At 44.4% G+C, this 16910-nt stretch carries 14 protein-coding genes; all 14 read left to right on the forward strand.

Annotated elements, in window-relative coordinates; genetic code table 11:
* Positions 1-16 precede the first annotated feature (16 nt).
* Complete coding sequence (locus AR335_RS02005) at positions 17-2140, forward strand: penicillin-binding protein (protein WP_234293159.1); 2124 nt, start codon at positions 17-19, stop codon at positions 2138-2140.
* 86 nt (positions 2141-2226) lie between these two features.
* On the forward strand, positions 2227-4155 hold the full coding sequence (locus AR335_RS02010; RefSeq protein WP_062231622.1) for a stage V sporulation protein D: 1929 nt from the start codon (positions 2227-2229) through the stop codon (positions 4153-4155).
* An 87-nt stretch (positions 4156-4242) separates the two neighbouring features.
* On the forward strand, positions 4243-5709 hold the full coding sequence (locus AR335_RS02015) for a UDP-N-acetylmuramoyl-L-alanyl-D-glutamate--2,6-diaminopimelate ligase (RefSeq protein WP_062231624.1): 1467 nt from the start codon (positions 4243-4245) through the stop codon (positions 5707-5709).
* 2 nt (positions 5710-5711) lie between these two features.
* Positions 5712-7094: a UDP-N-acetylmuramoyl-tripeptide--D-alanyl-D-alanine ligase gene (locus tag AR335_RS02020; RefSeq protein WP_062231626.1), complete on the forward strand. Its 1383-nt coding sequence runs from the start codon at positions 5712-5714 to the stop codon at positions 7092-7094.
* Positions 7091-8065 (forward strand): phospho-N-acetylmuramoyl-pentapeptide-transferase, encoded by a 975-nt coding sequence (gene mraY / locus AR335_RS02025; protein ID WP_053354581.1) that lies wholly within the window; start codon positions 7091-7093, stop codon positions 8063-8065. Before AR335_RS02020 ends, mraY begins: the two co-directional genes overlap by 4 nt.
* 1 nt (position 8066) lies before the next feature.
* The gene (gene murD / locus AR335_RS02030) at positions 8067-9419 is read left to right on the forward strand and encodes a UDP-N-acetylmuramoyl-L-alanine--D-glutamate ligase (RefSeq protein ID WP_062231629.1); all 1353 of its coding nucleotides are present in this window, start codon (positions 8067-8069) and stop codon (positions 9417-9419) included.
* Between the two features lie 56 nt (positions 9420-9475).
* The gene (gene spoVE, locus AR335_RS02035; protein ID WP_053358283.1) at positions 9476-10576 is read left to right on the forward strand and encodes a stage V sporulation protein E; all 1101 of its coding nucleotides are present in this window, start codon (positions 9476-9478) and stop codon (positions 10574-10576) included.
* Between the two features lie 155 nt (positions 10577-10731).
* Positions 10732-11835 (forward strand): undecaprenyldiphospho-muramoylpentapeptide beta-N-acetylglucosaminyltransferase, encoded by a 1104-nt coding sequence (gene murG / locus AR335_RS02040; protein ID WP_053354579.1) that lies wholly within the window; start codon positions 10732-10734, stop codon positions 11833-11835.
* Positions 11836-11880: 45 nt separating this feature from the next.
* Positions 11881-12789 carry a UDP-N-acetylmuramate dehydrogenase gene (gene murB / locus AR335_RS02045; RefSeq protein WP_062231631.1) on the forward strand — a complete coding sequence of 303 codons (909 nt, stop codon included), beginning with the start codon at positions 11881-11883 and terminating at the stop codon, positions 12787-12789.
* A 164-nt stretch (positions 12790-12953) separates the two neighbouring features.
* The gene (locus AR335_RS02050) at positions 12954-13733 is read left to right on the forward strand and encodes a cell division protein FtsQ/DivIB (RefSeq protein ID WP_062231633.1); all 780 of its coding nucleotides are present in this window, start codon (positions 12954-12956) and stop codon (positions 13731-13733) included.
* Positions 13717-14409: a DUF881 domain-containing protein gene (locus AR335_RS02055; RefSeq protein WP_234293160.1), complete on the forward strand. Its 693-nt coding sequence runs from the start codon at positions 13717-13719 to the stop codon at positions 14407-14409. Before AR335_RS02050 ends, AR335_RS02055 begins: the two co-directional genes overlap by 17 nt.
* Positions 14410-14414: 5 nt before the next feature.
* Positions 14415-15107 carry a DUF881 domain-containing protein gene (locus AR335_RS02060; protein WP_053358282.1) on the forward strand — a complete coding sequence of 231 codons (693 nt, stop codon included), beginning with the start codon at positions 14415-14417 and terminating at the stop codon, positions 15105-15107.
* On the forward strand, positions 15107-15460 hold the full coding sequence (locus tag AR335_RS02065; RefSeq protein ID WP_053354575.1) for a small basic family protein: 354 nt from the start codon (positions 15107-15109) through the stop codon (positions 15458-15460). The genes AR335_RS02060 and AR335_RS02065 overlap by 1 nt, the downstream gene beginning before the upstream one ends.
* Positions 15461-15610: 150 nt before the next feature.
* Positions 15611-16891: a cell division protein FtsA gene (gene ftsA, locus AR335_RS02070; RefSeq protein WP_062231639.1), complete on the forward strand. Its 1281-nt coding sequence runs from the start codon at positions 15611-15613 to the stop codon at positions 16889-16891.
* The last annotated feature ends 19 nt before the right edge of the window (positions 16892-16910 follow it).

Below are 16910 nucleotides of genomic sequence, written 5' to 3' on the forward strand. Positions count from 1 at the left end.
GGGAGCAGGGGTTATCATGTTAGTTTTCAGCCTGCTCTTTTTTGTGTTGATAGGAAGATTTTTTTACATCGCGTATACGAAACACATTGAAAATGTTGATTTAAAAGCCTATGCAGAAGAAAAATGGACGAGGCATAAAACCCTTGATGCCAACAGGGGGACAATCTTTGACCGCCACGGGCAGGCAATCGCCAAAGATATTCCATCCTATACTGTAACAGCCACACTTGACAAGAAGTATCCGACCCATATTAAGGATCCTGCAGCGGCTGCTTCCAAGCTGGCAGGTGTCCTGGATGCAGATGAAGGGACGATCGAAGAAGCGCTGAGTAAAAAGAAATTGTTTGAGGTCCAAGTTCCCGGCGGCAGAAAGATCAGCCACAGCGATAAAGAAAAAATAGAAAAGATGAAAATAGACGGTATTGATTTTCGGCCGGAAACGAAACGATATTATCCAAACCAAACGTTTGCTCCTTACGTGATTGGCTATACGAATGAGCAGGGGGAAAATGAAATATCTGGGGCTTTCGGTCTTGAGAAAACGCTTGATAAATACTTAAAAGAAACAAACGGAAGCCTGTCGTTCAAGAGTGATACGAAAGGCGTAAAGCTTCCGGATCCAGGAGAAAAGATCAAGAAACCGAAGAACGGTTCCAATGTATACTTAACTCTCGATGAGAAAATCCAAATGGTGCTCGAACAGTCGATGGATAAGGCGAACAAAAAATATAAGCCTGAAAAGATTATCGGTATTGTAGCCGATCCGAAAACGGGCAGGATATTGGCCATGAGCAACCGGCCGGCTTTTAATCCGAACAAGCGGAACATTAAAGACTTTACGAACCTTGCCATCTCAGATCCTTACGAGCCAGGATCTACGATGAAAATCTTTACATTGGCGGCTGCGATCCAAGAAGGGGTGTACAATGGCAATGAAACTTATAAATCAGGCCAATACAAGATTCCCCACAACCGGCCGATCAGCGATCATAACAAAGTTGGCTGGGGAACGATCACCTTCAATGAAGGGGTTCAAAACTCTTCCAACGTGCTATTCTCCAAGCTTGCGAGAGAGAAGCTAGGTTATGACCGGCTTTTAAATTACTTGAAAAAGTTCGGCCTGGATCGTCCAACCGGCATTGATCTGCCGAATGAAAAATCCGGAAGAATCCTCTACAACTATGAGATTGAAAAACTCACCACCGCATTCGGACAGGGGACAACAGTAACACCAATCCAGCAGATCCAGGCGGCAACAGCAATAGCGAACGGCGGTAAAATGATGAAGCCGTATGTGATTGACAAAGTGGTGGATCCCTCCGACAAAAAAGTGCTGCTGCAGCACAAACCGGAAGTGGCAGGAAGACCGATTTCAGAAAAAACATCAAAAGAAGTCCGCGATATTTTAGAGACCGTTGTGACGAAAGGAACAGGAAAGCCTTATCAGATCAAAGGGTACTCTGTCGCTGGCAAAACAGGTACAGCACAGGTGGTAGATAAAGAGACTGGAAGATATGCTCACGGATGGGGACAAAATGTTTTTTCTTTCATGGGTATGGCTCCTAAAGACGATCCTAAGCTGCTCGTCTATGTCGCTGTTGACCGCCCTCATTTAAAGAATAATGAGCTCGGATCTTACCCGGTGTCAGACGTCTTCACTACAGTTATGAAAAACAGCCTTCAATACTTGAACATTGAACCTGAAGATGAAAAAGAAACAAAAAGAAAAATTTCCGACAGTTCAATCAAAATCGATGATTACAGCGGTGAGGAGGCTGCAAAAGCTGAAGATGAACTGAAACAGAAAGGGATGAAAGTGCTGACCCTTGGAAGCGGAAGCCAAGTCATCTCCCAGCAGCCCTCTGCCTCTTCAGGACTGCTTCCTGGAGAGAAGGTCATCCTTCGGACAGAAGGTGATGTACAGATGCCGGACCTTACCGGATGGTCTTTGACAGATGTCCTGAAATTTTCGAAGATCATGGACATCGACGCCTCCGTAGAAGGTTCAGGTTTTGCATCGAAACAGAGTTTGAAAAAAGGATCGGTAATCAAAGATAAAGATTACCTGACAGTCGAGTTTGAAAAGCCTCAGATGCCTTCCGTGAATCTCAGCGATGAAAGCGGAGGCGGAACAGAATAGATTGGCGGAATGGCACACTGCCATTCCGTTCTAATCGCCTATGTACAAGCATATATTGAAACGAGCCATGTGGAGGAGGTAATCATGTGCGTGTTTCAAATGTGACGGTACGTAGGCGGTTAATTTTTGTTCTTACCTTTGGGCTGATCTTCTTTTTTATCATTGGAGTCAGGCTTGGTTATGTACAGTTTGTAATCGGAGACTGGCTGACAGGCAAAGCACTTGACTCATGGAGCCGGAATATTCCGTTTGAACCGCAGAGGGGTGAAATTCTGGATCGGAACAATGTGCCGCTGGCAACCAATATCAGTGCGCCTACTGTCTTTGTGATACCAAGACAGATCAGCGATCCTGTTCAAACGTCTGAAAAATTAGCAGCCGTGCTGGATATTTCCCAGCTTGATGTATATAAAAAAATCACAAAGAAATCTTCCATCATCCGTCTGGACCAAGGCGGCAGGAAGATCAGCAATGAAAAAGCGAATCAAGTCCGTGAGCTAAACCTGCCTGGTATCTTTATTGCTGAAGACAGCAAGAGGCACTATCCTTTCGGCAGCTATCTCTCCCATGTGTTGGGTTTTGCCGGGATCGACAACCAGGGGCTTATGGGACTGGAGCTCTATTATGATAAACAGCTAAAAGGAACAAAAGGACATGTTTCGTTCTTTTCTGATGCGAGGGGACGCAGAATGCCCTCGTTATCGGATGATTATGAGCGGCCAAAGGATGGTTATAACCTCAAACTGACCATTGACTCAAAAGTACAGACCATCATCGAACGCGAACTGGACATCGCGCAGGCGAAATACAATCCTGATGGAGCAGTAGCCATTGCGATGAACCCGAATACCGGCGAGATCCTTGGCATGTCAAGCCGGCCTGACTTTGATCCCGAAGAATACCGCCGTGTTGCGCCGGAAGTGTATAACCGAAATCTGCCGGTATGGGCAAACTATGAACCCGGTTCAACATTTAAGATCATTACGCTGGCAGCGGCCCTGGAAGAAAATAAAGTTGATCTCGAGCACGACCACTTTCATGATCCTGGATCTATTGAAGTTGGCGGCAGGAAACTGCGCTGCTGGAAAAGGGGAGGACATGGCAGCCAATCCTTCTTGGAAGGAGTTCAGAACTCATGCAACCCTGGATTTGTTATTCTCGGGCAGCGTCTTGGCAAAGAAAAACTGTTCTCCTACATTCAAAATTTTGGATTTGGCCAGAAAACGGGTATCGACCTTCAAGGAGAGGGAACAGGAATATTGTTTAACCTGAAGAACGTAGGGCCGCTCGAGCTCGCAACGACCGCGTTCGGCCAGGGGGTTTCAGTTACGCCGATCCAGCAGGTTGCAGCGGTATCCGCTGCGATTAACGGTGGTTATCTGTATGAGCCATACATTGCCAAGGAACTGGTTGATCCAGCGACCGGGAAAACGGTGAGCAGGCAGACGCCAAAACTAAAACGGCGTGTCATATCAGAGAAAACATCCAAAGAAGTCCGGCATGCACTTGAGACCGTTGTGGCACAAGGTACTGGCGGCAATGCGTTTGTAGATGGCTATCGTGTAGGCGGAAAAACAGGGACAGCACAAAAAGCTAAGAATGGAAAATATCTTCAGAACAATCATATTGTATCGTTTATCGGTATGGCTCCTGCAGATGATCCGCAGATCGTTGTTTACGTTGCGGTCGACAACCCGAAAGACACCATTCAATTCGGAGGTGTAGTTGCTGCGCCGATGGTTGGAAAGATTGTGGATGACTCCTTACGAGCGATGGGGGTAGAGAAGCGGAAGAACCAGATCGAAAAGAAAAAAACGTGGCAGGATCAGGAGCTGATCAAAGTGCCCAATCTTGTAGGCAAGTCGACGAAAGAAATCAAAGGCTTGCTCTATGATTTGAAAATCCAAAGCTCCGGACGAGGGCAATATGTAGTAAAGCAAGCACCGGAACCTGGAGTAAAACTAAAGCCGGGTTCAGTTATTCGCCTGTTTTTGGGTGACAAACCGGATAGGTAGGATTAAAATAGACTTGAATGCTAATAGCCAGGCGATAGCCTTGGCTTCTTTTTCTGATGTAAACTCTTGTAGAAAGGTCTTGATAATGTGGAACTAAAGACACTAGTAAATCATTTATTAAACTATAAAACAGATCATGAAACGAACGCTGAAATTACTTCGATTGAAATGGACTCCAGAGCAGCAGGACCGGGAAGTCTGTTTGTCTGCATCAAAGGGTTTACCGTAGACGGTCACGACTATGCCGGGCAGGCTGTAAAAAACGGAGCAGCTGCAGTATTGGCTGAAAAACCTCTGGAGGGCATTGATTCGGTGCCCGTCATTTTAGTGAACGATACCAAAAGGGCGATGGCGGTGCTCGCGAATGTATTTTACGATTACCCAACAAGTAAACTGCATCTGATCGGGGTCACCGGAACGAACGGTAAAACGACCACTTCTCATCTGATCGAGCAGATTTTTTCAGATGCAGGGAAACGAACGGGCATGATCGGCACCATCGATATGAAAATAAATGGAGTCAGCCATAAAGTATCCAACACCACCCCGGAATCTCTTTTTCTTCAAAAAGCGTTTAAAGAGATGATTGATCAGGGCGTGGAGAGTGCAGTCATGGAAGTTTCCTCCCATGCCCTGGATATGGGCAGGGTCAGGGGCTGCGATTATGACATCGCTGTGTTCACGAATTTTACCCAGGACCATTTGGACTATCATAAAGATATGGAGACGTATTTAAGAGCTAAAGGGCTTCTGTTCGCTCAGCTCGGTAATACATACGCCGGGAATAAGGAAAAGATCGCCATCCTTAACAGGGATGACGAGGCTTCAAAAAAGTTCGAAAAAATGACAGCCGCCCAAATATTAACGTACGGTATTGAACAAAAAAGCGATATTATGGCGAAGGATATTAAGGTGACTGGAAAAGGAACCTCCTTTACTCTTGTAACGCCGTTAGAAGAGAGGCCTGTTTCCATAAAACTAGTCGGTAAATTTTCGGTATACAACGTACTTGCTGCGATTTCAGCTACGCTTTTATCCGGTATTCCGATTGACTCTATTGTCAAAACCATGGAAAATATGAATGGTGTACCGGGGCGGTTTGAAACGGTTGATGCTGGCCAAAGCTTTACGGTAATCGTTGACTATGCCCATACACCTGACAGCCTCGAGAATGCACTTACAACCGTGAATGAATTTGCCGTTGGAAAAGTGATTTCTGTAGTAGGCTGCGGAGGAGACCGTGACCGGACTAAAAGGCCGCTGATGGCAAAGATTGCAGCAGAGCATTCGGATGTTGCCATCTTTACTTCCGATAATCCCAGGACAGAAGATCCGCTTGCGATACTTGAGGATATGAAAGAAGGCGTTCAGGGCTACGAATACATCATTAAGCCAGACCGAAAAGATGCGATCACCTACGCGGTAGAAATCGCAGATGACAATGACATTATCCTGGTTGCCGGAAAAGGGCATGAAACCTACCAAATTATCGGAAAAGACGTTCTGGATTTTGATGACCGGAAAGTAGCTGCAGAAGCGATTGGAGCGAAATAGCAATGAAATTGGATTTAAAAGAATTAACAGGGATAGCTGTATCGACTACTGGAAACATTGAGAATACAGTGATTCATGAGGTAACCAAAGATTCAAGGCAATCTTCTCCGCAATCGCTGTACATCCCAATCTCTGGAGAGAAATTCGATGGACATCGTTTTTTAATGCAGGCCATTGAGCAGGGAGCTGTAGCCTCTCTTTGGAAAGAAGGTACACCCTTGCCAGAGGGGCTCGAAAGCTCGTTCCCTCTCCTTTATGTAAAAGATACGGTGGAATCTCTTCAGCAGATGGCTAAGCTTTATTTAAGGAAAGTAAAGCCGGTCGTTATTGCTGTAACTGGTTCCAATGGGAAAACGACGACTAAGGATCTGCTGGAAGCTGTTGTTTCCACGAGTTTTAAAACCCATAAAACACAAGGCAACTACAATAACCATATCGGCCTGCCTCTGACGATCCTGTCCATGGAAAACGACACTGAGGTTATCATTCTTGAAATGGGAATGAGCAATTTCGGAGAGATCTCATTACTTAGCAGATTGTCTGAACCTGATCTGGCGATTGTAACAAATATTGGAGAATCACATATCGAGTACCTCGGAAGCAGAGAAGGCATCGCAAAAGCTAAACTTGAGATTAAAGACGGCCTTAAAGAAAGCGGGCTGCTCATTGTTGATGGAGATGAACCTCTTCTTCAGCATCTGTCATCACCCAATATATTAAAATGTGGCTATGGTGAAGATTGCACGGTGAAGATCGTGAATCAAGATGGTGATGAGGATGGCTTCACATTCGAGCTTGAAGGAGGGAACATGGTTTATTCTCTTCCGCTGCTCGGTACTCATAATGTTAAAAATGCAGCATATGCTATCGCAGTCGGCCATTATTTGAACATTGAGGACAGCGCGATCAATGAGGGTTTGAAAAACCTGAAGCTGACCAACATGAGGCTGGAAAAATACCGCGGCTTGAATGGGGCGCTGCTGATCAATGACGCATATAATGCCAGCCCTACAAGCATGGCGGCTGCTATAGAAGCTGTTAAAGGACTGCAGAATTATAAAAGAAAAGCCGTTGTACTGGGAGATATGTATGAACTTGGTCCGACGGAAGAAAAGATGCACCGTGGCGTAGCAGAGTACATTGATGCTGAAATCACAGATGTTATCGCCATCGGAGAAAAAGGAAAGTGGATCGGCGAGGAAGTATTAAAAAAGGGTAAACCTGGGCTAAACGTCTCCATTTTCAACAAAAAAGAAGAGGCGTCTGATGCGATTCGCTCTCTGCTCTCGAAGGAGACGGCAGTTCTGTTTAAAGCATCACGCGGGATGGCGCTGGAGACCATCATTAAACCATTTATTGAGGATGTTCAGGAGGCAGGGAAATGATTGAACAAGTATTACTATTTACCCTTCTTGCTTCTTTTCTAATTGCTGTTTTAAGCTCGCCATTTTTTATACCATTCTTACGAAGATTAAAGTTCGGGCAAAGCATTCGGGAAGAAGGGCCGAAATCTCATCAGAAGAAGTCGGGTACACCAACAATGGGAGGCATTATTATTATCGTCGCCCTTTCGCTGGCTGCGTATATTATGACTTTTAAATTCATTGGAATGAAGACGGAGACGTATTTGCTTCTTCTTGTAACAGTAGGTTACGGGATCGTAGGTTTTCTGGATGACTTTATCAAAGTCGTAAAAAAGAGGAATCTAGGGCTCACTTCCAGACAAAAGCTGGTAGGGCAGCTGGTTATTGCCGCAATCTTCTACATTGGACTTATTAAAACAGGTTTTTCAACAGAGATCAGTGTACCAGGGACGGATTTTTCCTTTGATGTTGGCTGGTTTTATCCCGTTCTTGTCGTCGTCATGCTGATAGGAGCTTCTAACGCGGTGAACCTAACGGATGGTCTCGATGGACTTCTTGCGGGAACAGCCGCCATTGCTTTTGGGGCATTCGCGGTTCTTGCTTCCAACCTCCACCACTATGAAACTGCGTTGTTCTCAGTAGCTGTTGTCGGGGGCGTTCTCGGCTTTTTAGTTTTCAATGCCCATCCGGCAAAAGTTTTTATGGGTGATACAGGGTCGCTCGCTCTAGGGGGAGCCATAAGTGCTATTGCCATCATTTTGAAACTGGAACTTCTGCTTGTGATCATTGGCGGTGTGTTCGTTATCGAAACATTGTCGGTTATGCTTCAGGTTGCGTCATTTAAGACGAGAGGAAAACGAATCTTTAAGATGAGTCCTCTTCACCACCACTATGAACTCAGCGGCTGGTCGGAATGGAGAATAGTTGTAACCTTCTGGGGTGTCGGTTTGTTATTCGCTGCCCTTGGAATCTATTTAGAGGTGTGGGTATAAAATGAACGATATGAAAAATTTTCAAGGAAAACATGTACTAGTTCTCGGCTTGGCTAAAAGCGGATTCGCTGCTGCCAAGCTGCTTAAGACTTATGGTGCGAACGTCGTCGTGAACGATCGAACGCCGATGGAAGAGAATGAACAAGCAAGAAAACTTTCAAGTGAAGGCTATGAAGTAGTCTGCGGGGATCATCCATTATCCTTATTGGACCGTCCGACAGACTTTGTTGTTAAAAATCCCGGAATTCCTTATACCAATCCGATTGTCAGTGAGGCGGTTAAACGCGGCATTCCTGTCATCACCGAGGTAGAAATCGCCGGAAAGGTATCCCGTGCTGAGATGATTGCCATTACGGGATCTAACGGAAAGACTACGACGACCACCCTGGTGGGAGAGATGCTAAAAAACAGCGGACGCAAACCTGTAGTTGCAGGTAACATCGGAACGGTTCTGTCTGAAGTGGCAGACAGGTCAAACGAATCAGATGTTATTGTTGCAGAATTGTCAAGTTTTCAATTGATGGGAACACAGTCGTATGCACCAAGAATCGCAGTTCTTCTTAATATTTTTGAGGCGCACCTGGATTATCACGGTTCACTTGCAGAGTATGCAGCAGCAAAGGGAAGGATTTTTGCCAACCAGAAAGAGAAAGACTTCGCGGTTTATAACGCGGATGACCTGAGAGTTTGTGAATTGGCTCAAAGCACAAAAGCGGTGAAGGTTCCCTTTTCTGTGACAAAAGAATGCCATGATGGAGCTTACATAAAAGATGGAAGCCTTTATTTTAGAGAAGAGAAAATCATCTCTTTGAGAGATATTGTTCTTCCTGGGCAGCACAACCTTGAGAATATTCTTGCCGCTGTTGCCGCTTCGAAGCTAGCTGGAGCGAATAATGAACAGATTCAGGAAACGTTAAATACATTTACCGGTGTCAAGCACCGCCTGCAGTACGTAGCGGAGGTCAACGGCAGGAAATTTTATAACGATTCAAAAGCTACCAATATACTGGCTACCCAAAAAGCCATTTCTGCGTTTGAGCAAAAAATTATTCTTCTTGCCGGCGGATTGGACAGAGGGAACGAATTTGATGATTTGATCCCGCAGCTGAAACAAGTGAAGTCGATCATTTTATTTGGCCAAACAGCGCCTAAGCTGCAGCGAGCTGCAAAAGACGCCGGAATAGAAGATATTAAACTTGTTGATAATGTGGAGGAAGCCGTTCCTGCCGCATATCAGAATTCTTCTGAAGGCGATATTATCCTTCTATCCCCGGCTTGCGCGAGCTGGGACCAGTTTAAAACTTTTGAACAAAGAGGGGACATCTTTATCAACTCTGTGCATAAACTTAAGTAGAGTTTGTACATGCTGGTTTTGGAACGAGCAAATACAGAAGAGTTGAGGTGTTTCTTTTGCCTGCGACACGAACAACACCGGATATTATTTTAATTGGCACGACATTGCTTCTATTATCCATAGGCATTATTATGGTTTACAGCGCCAGTGCGGATTGGGCACTTGTAAAGTTCAACGATCCGTTCTTCTTCGCTAAACGGCAGCTTCTGTTTGCCGGAGTCGGAGTGGCAGCTATGTTTTTTATTATGAATGTCAATTATATGACCTGGCGTACTTGGGCAAAGATCCTCTTAGTCATATGTTTTGTTTTGCTGGTAGGCGTGCTCATCCCAGGAGTGGGAATGGTGCGGGGGGGCGCAAGAAGCTGGATTGGAGTGGGAGCCTTTTCCATCCAGCCCTCAGAATTTATGAAACTTGCAATGATTACTTTTCTGGCTAAATATTTAGCAGAACATCAAAAAAAGATAACGTCCTTTAAGAAGGGCTTGCTGCCCACATTAGGCCTTGTTATGCTGGCGTTCGCGATGATCATGCTGCAGCCCGATCTCGGTACAGGTTCTGTCATGGTAGGAACGAGCATCGTTATGATCTTTGTAGCCGGTGCAAGAATCTCCCACTTTGTAGGACTAGGGTTCGTCGGGCTTGTGGGATTCGCAGGTCTGATCATATCAGCCCCATACCGGATTAAGCGGATTACCTCCTTTTTGGATCCATGGAGTGACGAGCTTGGAAGCGGATTTCAGATCATTCAATCTCTGTATTCATTGGGTCCCGGCGGATTGATGGGGCTCGGACTTGGTGAGAGCAGACAAAAGTTTGGTTACCTTCCAGAACCACAGACGGACTTTATCTTTGCGATTCTATCAGAGGAGCTTGGATTTATTGGCGGTGCATTGGTCTTGCTGCTTTTTAGCATCCTTCTGTGGAGGGGAGTCAGAATTGCACTCGGCGCGCCTGATTTGTTCGGAAGCTTTCTGGCAATTGGTATTATTGGAATGGTTGCTATTCAAGTAATGATTAACATCGGAGTAGTCACAGGTCTTATGCCGGTCACAGGGATCACTCTTCCACTGATCAGCTATGGGGGATCATCACTGACTCTCATGCTTGCATCGATCGGGGTTCTGCTGAACATCAGCCGATATGCCAAGTATTAAGCAGCGTCTTACATGCTGAATTTTATGGACAAAGAAGTGAAACAGCTGGAAGTACAGTGTCCTCACAGCGGTTTTAGCTTATTTGTCTCTCGCATGCCCTGTCAGTGTGGTGACAGGGTTTGTATTATTTTTAATCAGTTTTACGGAGGTGCTTTATGAGAATTGTGTTAAGCGGCGGAGGTACGGGAGGACATATTTATCCTGCTCTTGCGCTTGCAAATGAGATTAAGAAACTTCATCCGGATGCGGAGATTTTATATATCGGTACAGAAAAAGGGCTTGAGAGCAAGCTCGTTCCGAGGGAAAACATCCCTTTTAAAAGTATTCATATTACAGGCTTTAAAAGAAGTCTTTCAATGGAAAACGCAAAAACGGTCATGCGCTTTTTAAAAGGTGTTTCCCGCTGCAAGAAAATCATGAAGGAATTTAAGCCGGACGTTGTAGTGGGCACAGGAGGATATGTTTGCGGACCAGTCGTATATGCGGCGAGCAGCCTGAAGATTCCTTCGCTGATCCATGAACAGAACAGTGTCCCAGGCCTGACAAACAAGTTTCTTAGCAAGTATGTTAAGAAAATTGCGATCTCATTTGAAGAGAGCGCAAGTTATTTCCCTCAGGAAAAAGTTGTTTTCACTGGGAATCCCAGAGCTTCTGAGGTCATTGGAACTGACGGTGCAAAAGGAAGACAATCATTGAACCTCGATCCGGAGAAGAAAACAGTATTGATTGTAGGGGGAAGCCGGGGAGCCCGCCCAATCAATGAAGCGTTTCTAGATGTGCTTACAGAAGCAGAGAAGAAGAGCTATCAATTCGTCTATGTTACAGGTGACGTGCATCATGAGAACGTCCTGAAGGCGGTCAGCCAGTCAGGAAGCCCGGCGAATGTGACCATTGTTCCTTTTGTTCACAACATGCCCGAACTTCTTGCAGGTGTTGACCTTGTGGTTGCGCGGGCAGGGGCCACATCTATCGCGGAATTGACGGCGCTTGGAATTCCTAGTATTTTAATACCGAGCCCATACGTGACCAATAATCATCAGGAAAAGAACGCGAGAGCTCTTGAACAGAACGGAGCGGCTGTTGTGATTCTTGAAAAAGATATGAATGGTTCATTGCTTCTTGAAGAAGTGGACAATATCTTGCTTAACCAGGAGAACTGGGAACGAATGCACCAGGCTTCAAAAGAACTGGGTATGCCAGGGGCTGCAGCGAATGTGGTAAAGCTGATGGAAAATATTAAACATACTTCTGCGAAATAATATAAAATATGATAATAGATTTTGTGTGATATAGGGGGGATTTTTTTGAATAAACTGGCAGATCAACTGCGGAATGAAAACTTAGGTAAAGTTTTGGAAAATGAGCCGCTGAAAAACCATACTACATTAAAAATCGGAGGGCCTGCAGATCTTTTTTTTGAGCCGAACAATACAGACTCTCTTAAAAAAGCAATGGAATACATTAAAGCAGCAGGTGTACCTTTCCGTCCGATCGGCCGAGGATCAAACTTGCTCGTATCGGATGAAGGAATCGAAGGAGTCGTCATAAAGCTGGGTGACGGTCTAGACAGCCTTGAACAAAATGGGGGCGAGTTTAGGATTGGAGGGGGGTATTCCCTCGTCAAACTGGCTACCGTTCTATCCCGCGAAGGATACTCAGGACTTGAATTTTCCGCAGGAATTCCAGGATCTCTCGGCGGAGCCGTATTCATGAACGCCGGAGCTCATGGATCAGACATGTCAAAAATCTTGAAAGAAGCATTGGTCCTCTTTCCCGATGGGGAGTTGAAATGGCTCACCAATGAAGAAATGGAGTTCTCTTATCGTACCTCAGTACTACAGAAAACCGGCGGGATCTGCGTGGAAGCCGTTCTGCTTCTTGAAAAAGGCGACAGAGAAACCATAATGGCTGAACTGAAAAAGAATAAGGACTACCGCAGAAATACACAGCCTTGGAACTATCCATGCTGCGGCAGCGTATTTAGGAATCCTCTTCCGAATTATGCGGGCCAGCTTATTGAATCCTCTGGTTTAAAAGGAACAACTGTCGGGGGTGCACAGATCTCTGACATGCATGCTAACTTTATTGTAAACACTGGAAATGCCAAAGCGAAAGATGTCCTGGATCTGATCTCGCTGATCCAGAAAAAGATCAAAGAACTGCACAATATCGATATCGAGACCGAAGTGGAGATAATCGGCAGAAAAAGCTAAAAAATGCCACATCGTTCACGTTAACTTATGTTATAATTTAATAGACATAAATCGGACTGGATGGTTCCTATTGGAGAAGGAGAATAGCTTGCATAGCTGTTTTCCTTTCTCTTTACATATGAAGGATGGTATTCAGTTATTTGTATTTACACGGGGGAAAGGAAATGGACAAGGAAAAAGTTGTTACGATTGAAGACCGCATTCCCAAATTAAAAACGCAGCGCAAACAAAAAACAAACAGAAGAATGATTATTTACTTGTCCCTTTTCTTTTTGCTGATATTGGTATTTGTCTATTTCCAATCCAGTTTCAGTGACATAAAAAAGATAACCGTGAGCGGGAACGAAAACATCAGCGACCAAGCCATTATTAAAGCGGCTAAAATCAGCCCTCACACCTCTTTTCTGAACCTGTCGGATGAAGACATTCAAAAAGGCATACTAAAAATGGGGGAGATCTCCTCTGTTGATGTACATAAAAAGTTCTACAATCATCTCATCATAGAAGTGAAGGAATTTCATAGAGTAGGCTATCTGAAGGAAAATGGAAAATATTATCCTGTTCTCGAAAGCGGGAAACTCCTTGCTGGTATGAAAAAGGGCTCGTTGCCAGTAAACGCACCAATCATCACAGACTGGAAGGACCGGAAGCTCTTGAAACCTATGGCGAAGGAACTCGGCAAGCTGACGAAAGGGATCGCCCACCGTATTTCTGAGATTCAATTAGATACTGAAAGCAAGGACGGCAATCGAATCATTCTTTATATGACAGACGGTTACGAAGTCAGGTCCTCGATCACCCATTTTGCCAGAAAAATGGAGGCTTACCCATCCATCGTACAGCAGCTGGGACCTCATCAAAAAGGGGTTATCAATATGGATGTCAGCACGTATTTCCATGAATTCGGCAAAGAGGAGGCACCTAAGAGTGAAACCGACAGGTAAGTATGTTTTCTTTTCGATCATCATGCTCGTGACAGGCTTTTTTCTATCGTACTCCTATCAAATTACGAAAAAGGAAGCAGCGACTCATGAAACGAACAGCCAGTGGAAACAAGAGGATGGTTTGAGAAGCGGTATATTGAGAACCCAAAAGACTAACCGGAAATTGAACGGGGAATTAAAAAAAATTCAGCTTCAAATTCAAAAAAGAGAAAACAAACTAGCGGATCAGGAGAAGAAATCCTATAACTTAGTTGAAGACCTGAAAAAAATGAGGAAAGTAGTTGGAAGCGTTAAAGTTAAGGGTCCAGGAATTGAAGTAACCCTCTCGGACTCATCTTATGTTCCAGATGGTGAGAATCCCAATAATTATATTGTTCATGAAGAGCACATTCGAAGCGTGATCTACGAAATGCTTGTTTCAGGAGCGGAAGCTGTTGCTGTTAACGGACAAAGGATTTCCCACAGCAGCTATATCACATGCGTGGGTCCGGTCGTCAGCGTAGACGGCAATCAATATCCAGCTCCTTTTACCATTACAGCGATCGGAGATAAGTCAATAATGGAAAAATCGTTGAATTTATCTGTAGTCAATGATCTCGTCAATGATGGCATTGAAGTTAGAGTAGCGACAAAGGATGGAATTACGATGGATCCTTATTTAAGCAAAGAGGGATGAGCCAATTGAACAACAAAAGAAAAGCAATATTCGCCGGCGTTGCCTGCATTCTGGGCGTAATGCTGGCCATTCAGTTTCAGACAACCAACAATCCCATAACAAGAGACACAAGAGATACGTGGGAACTCCGTGCGGACTTGGAAAAAGAGAAACAGCGCCAGCAGGATCTAAACAATGAAATCAAAAAGTATCAGGATCTTTTAGATGATTATGAACAATCACGAAAGAAGGAAAAAACAGAGGCGATGGAAAAAGCGCTTAATGACTTAAAAGAGGCGGCAGGTTTGACAGAAGTGAGCGGACAAGGAATTCTGATCACCATCGAACCCTTTAATGAAGGAGAAGCGCCAAAACTCTATCCGGAATTGATCAGAAGGCTGATCAATGAACTGAACAGATATGAAGCAAAGGATATTTCAGTGGATGGCCAGCGAATCATCTCGACTACACCGATCAGGGAAGTCAATGGTGAAACCTACATAAATAACCAGCCGCTCGGCTCGTTTCCTATTGAAATCAAAGTATTATCAGATGATGCCCAAAAACTTCAAAATAAAATTATTGCTTCGCAATCTGCGGAAGATTTTGTGAGGGAGAACCTATACATTGATTCTAAGCCACAAAACCAGCTGACACTGCCCGCTTACGATAAACCCATCCGTGTAAAATACATGAAGCAGGCAAAGGAGGAATTATAATGTGGCTGCCGGTCTTGGCTTTAATCATTGGTCTGGTATTGGGTTTTTTATCTGAAATACGGATTCCTTATGAATATACAAACTACCTTTCTATCGCTGTTCTGGCAGCGCTTGACACGTTGTTCGGAGGAATTCGGGCCCACATGCAAGGGAATTTCGAGGATAAGGTATTTATCAGCGGGTTTTTCTTTAATATTCTGCTTGCGGCAGGCCTTGCCTATCTAGGGGTACATCTTGGAATTGATTTATATTTGGCGGCAATATTTGCTTTTGGCGTCAGATTGTTTAATAATATAGCTGTCATTCGCCGGCTTATTATTTCAAAATGGAGCAAATCTAGAAAAAACAGTTAATTTTCTTAAAAACTTAAGAAAAAAAAGAGGGAATAATCCTTGTTTGTGGAATTTATTCCTTAATTAACCCACTCGTATACCGATATAATTACATAACGGATAGACGAATAGTATATAACGGACATTTTAAACTCAAGGAGGTGCCAAAGAATGAACAGCAACGAGATTTATGTAAGTTTAGACATCGGTACATCCAATATTAAAGTTATCATTGGAGAAATGACCAGTGAATCCTTTAATGTAATTGGTGTAGGTCACTCAAAATCTGCAGGAATAAAAAAAGGATCTATTGTTGATATCGATGAAACTGTTCGTTCCATAAAAAAAGCGGTTGAACAGGCAGAACGAATGCTTGGTATACCGGTTAATGCAGTAATTGTAGGTGTGAAAGGAAATCATATTCAGCTTCAGCCATGCCATGGTGTAGTTGCTGTTTCCAGTGAAGACCGTGAAATTGGGGATGAAGACATTGCACGCGTGATTGATGCTGCTCAAGTAGTTTCAATTCCTCCTGAACGGGAAATTATTGATGTCATACCTGGACAGTTTATTGTTGATGGAACCGATGAAATTATTGATCCGCGCGGTATGCTCGGAGTCAGGCTGGAAATGGAAGGAACGATCGTAACAGGATCTAAGACCATATTACATAATTTACTGCGTTGCGTGGAAAGAGCGGGGCTGCAAGTTGCTGATATCTGTCTTGAACCACTGGCTACTGCTTCAATAGCCCTTACCAGGGATGAGATGGACTTAGGAACAGCCTTAATCGATATCGGCGGAGGATCAACTACAGTGTCCGTATTTGATCAGGGAACAATGCAGATGACCACCGTTCTTCCATTCGGCGGAGAGTTCATTTCTAAAGACATATCTATCGGACTTCGAACGACTGCTGAAGATGCAGAAAAAATAAAGGTCAAGCATGGACATGCTTTTGTTGATCATGCATCAAAAGACGAAACGTTTTCTGTCGCTCAGATTGGATCCTCATCAGATCAGGAGATCAGTCAGTACGATCTGGCTCTTATTATTGAAGCCCGTATTGCTGAAATGCTCGAACTAGCTGACGAAGAGCTCATTCGAAGAGGCTATAGAGATCTGCCAGGAGGATTTGTGATAACCGGTGGTGTTGCCGCGATGCCTGGATTGCTGGAATTGGCACAGGAAATTTTCCAAAACAATGTCAGGGTCTCCCTGCCGGATTATATCGGCGTCAGAGAGCCGCAATATACGACAGGTATCGGCCTCATCCAATTTACGTACCGCAACATTAAGGTACAAGGAAAAGAGGTAGCTTCTGCCCTTACTGAGGGAGCAGAGGTCCAGCAAAGAAAGAAACAGCCTCAAGCGGCAAAGCAGCAAAGTGATAAAAACGCAGGCGGCATGAAATCCAAAATGAAAAATTGGTTTGGTTTATTTTTCGAATAAGAGACAGGTTTAACTAGTC

Origin of the sequence: Fictibacillus sp. FJAT-27399, assembly GCF_001510655.1 — a bacterium.
Taxonomy (GTDB): Bacteria; Bacillota; Bacilli; order Bacillales; family Fictibacillaceae; genus Fictibacillus_C; species Fictibacillus_C marinisediminis.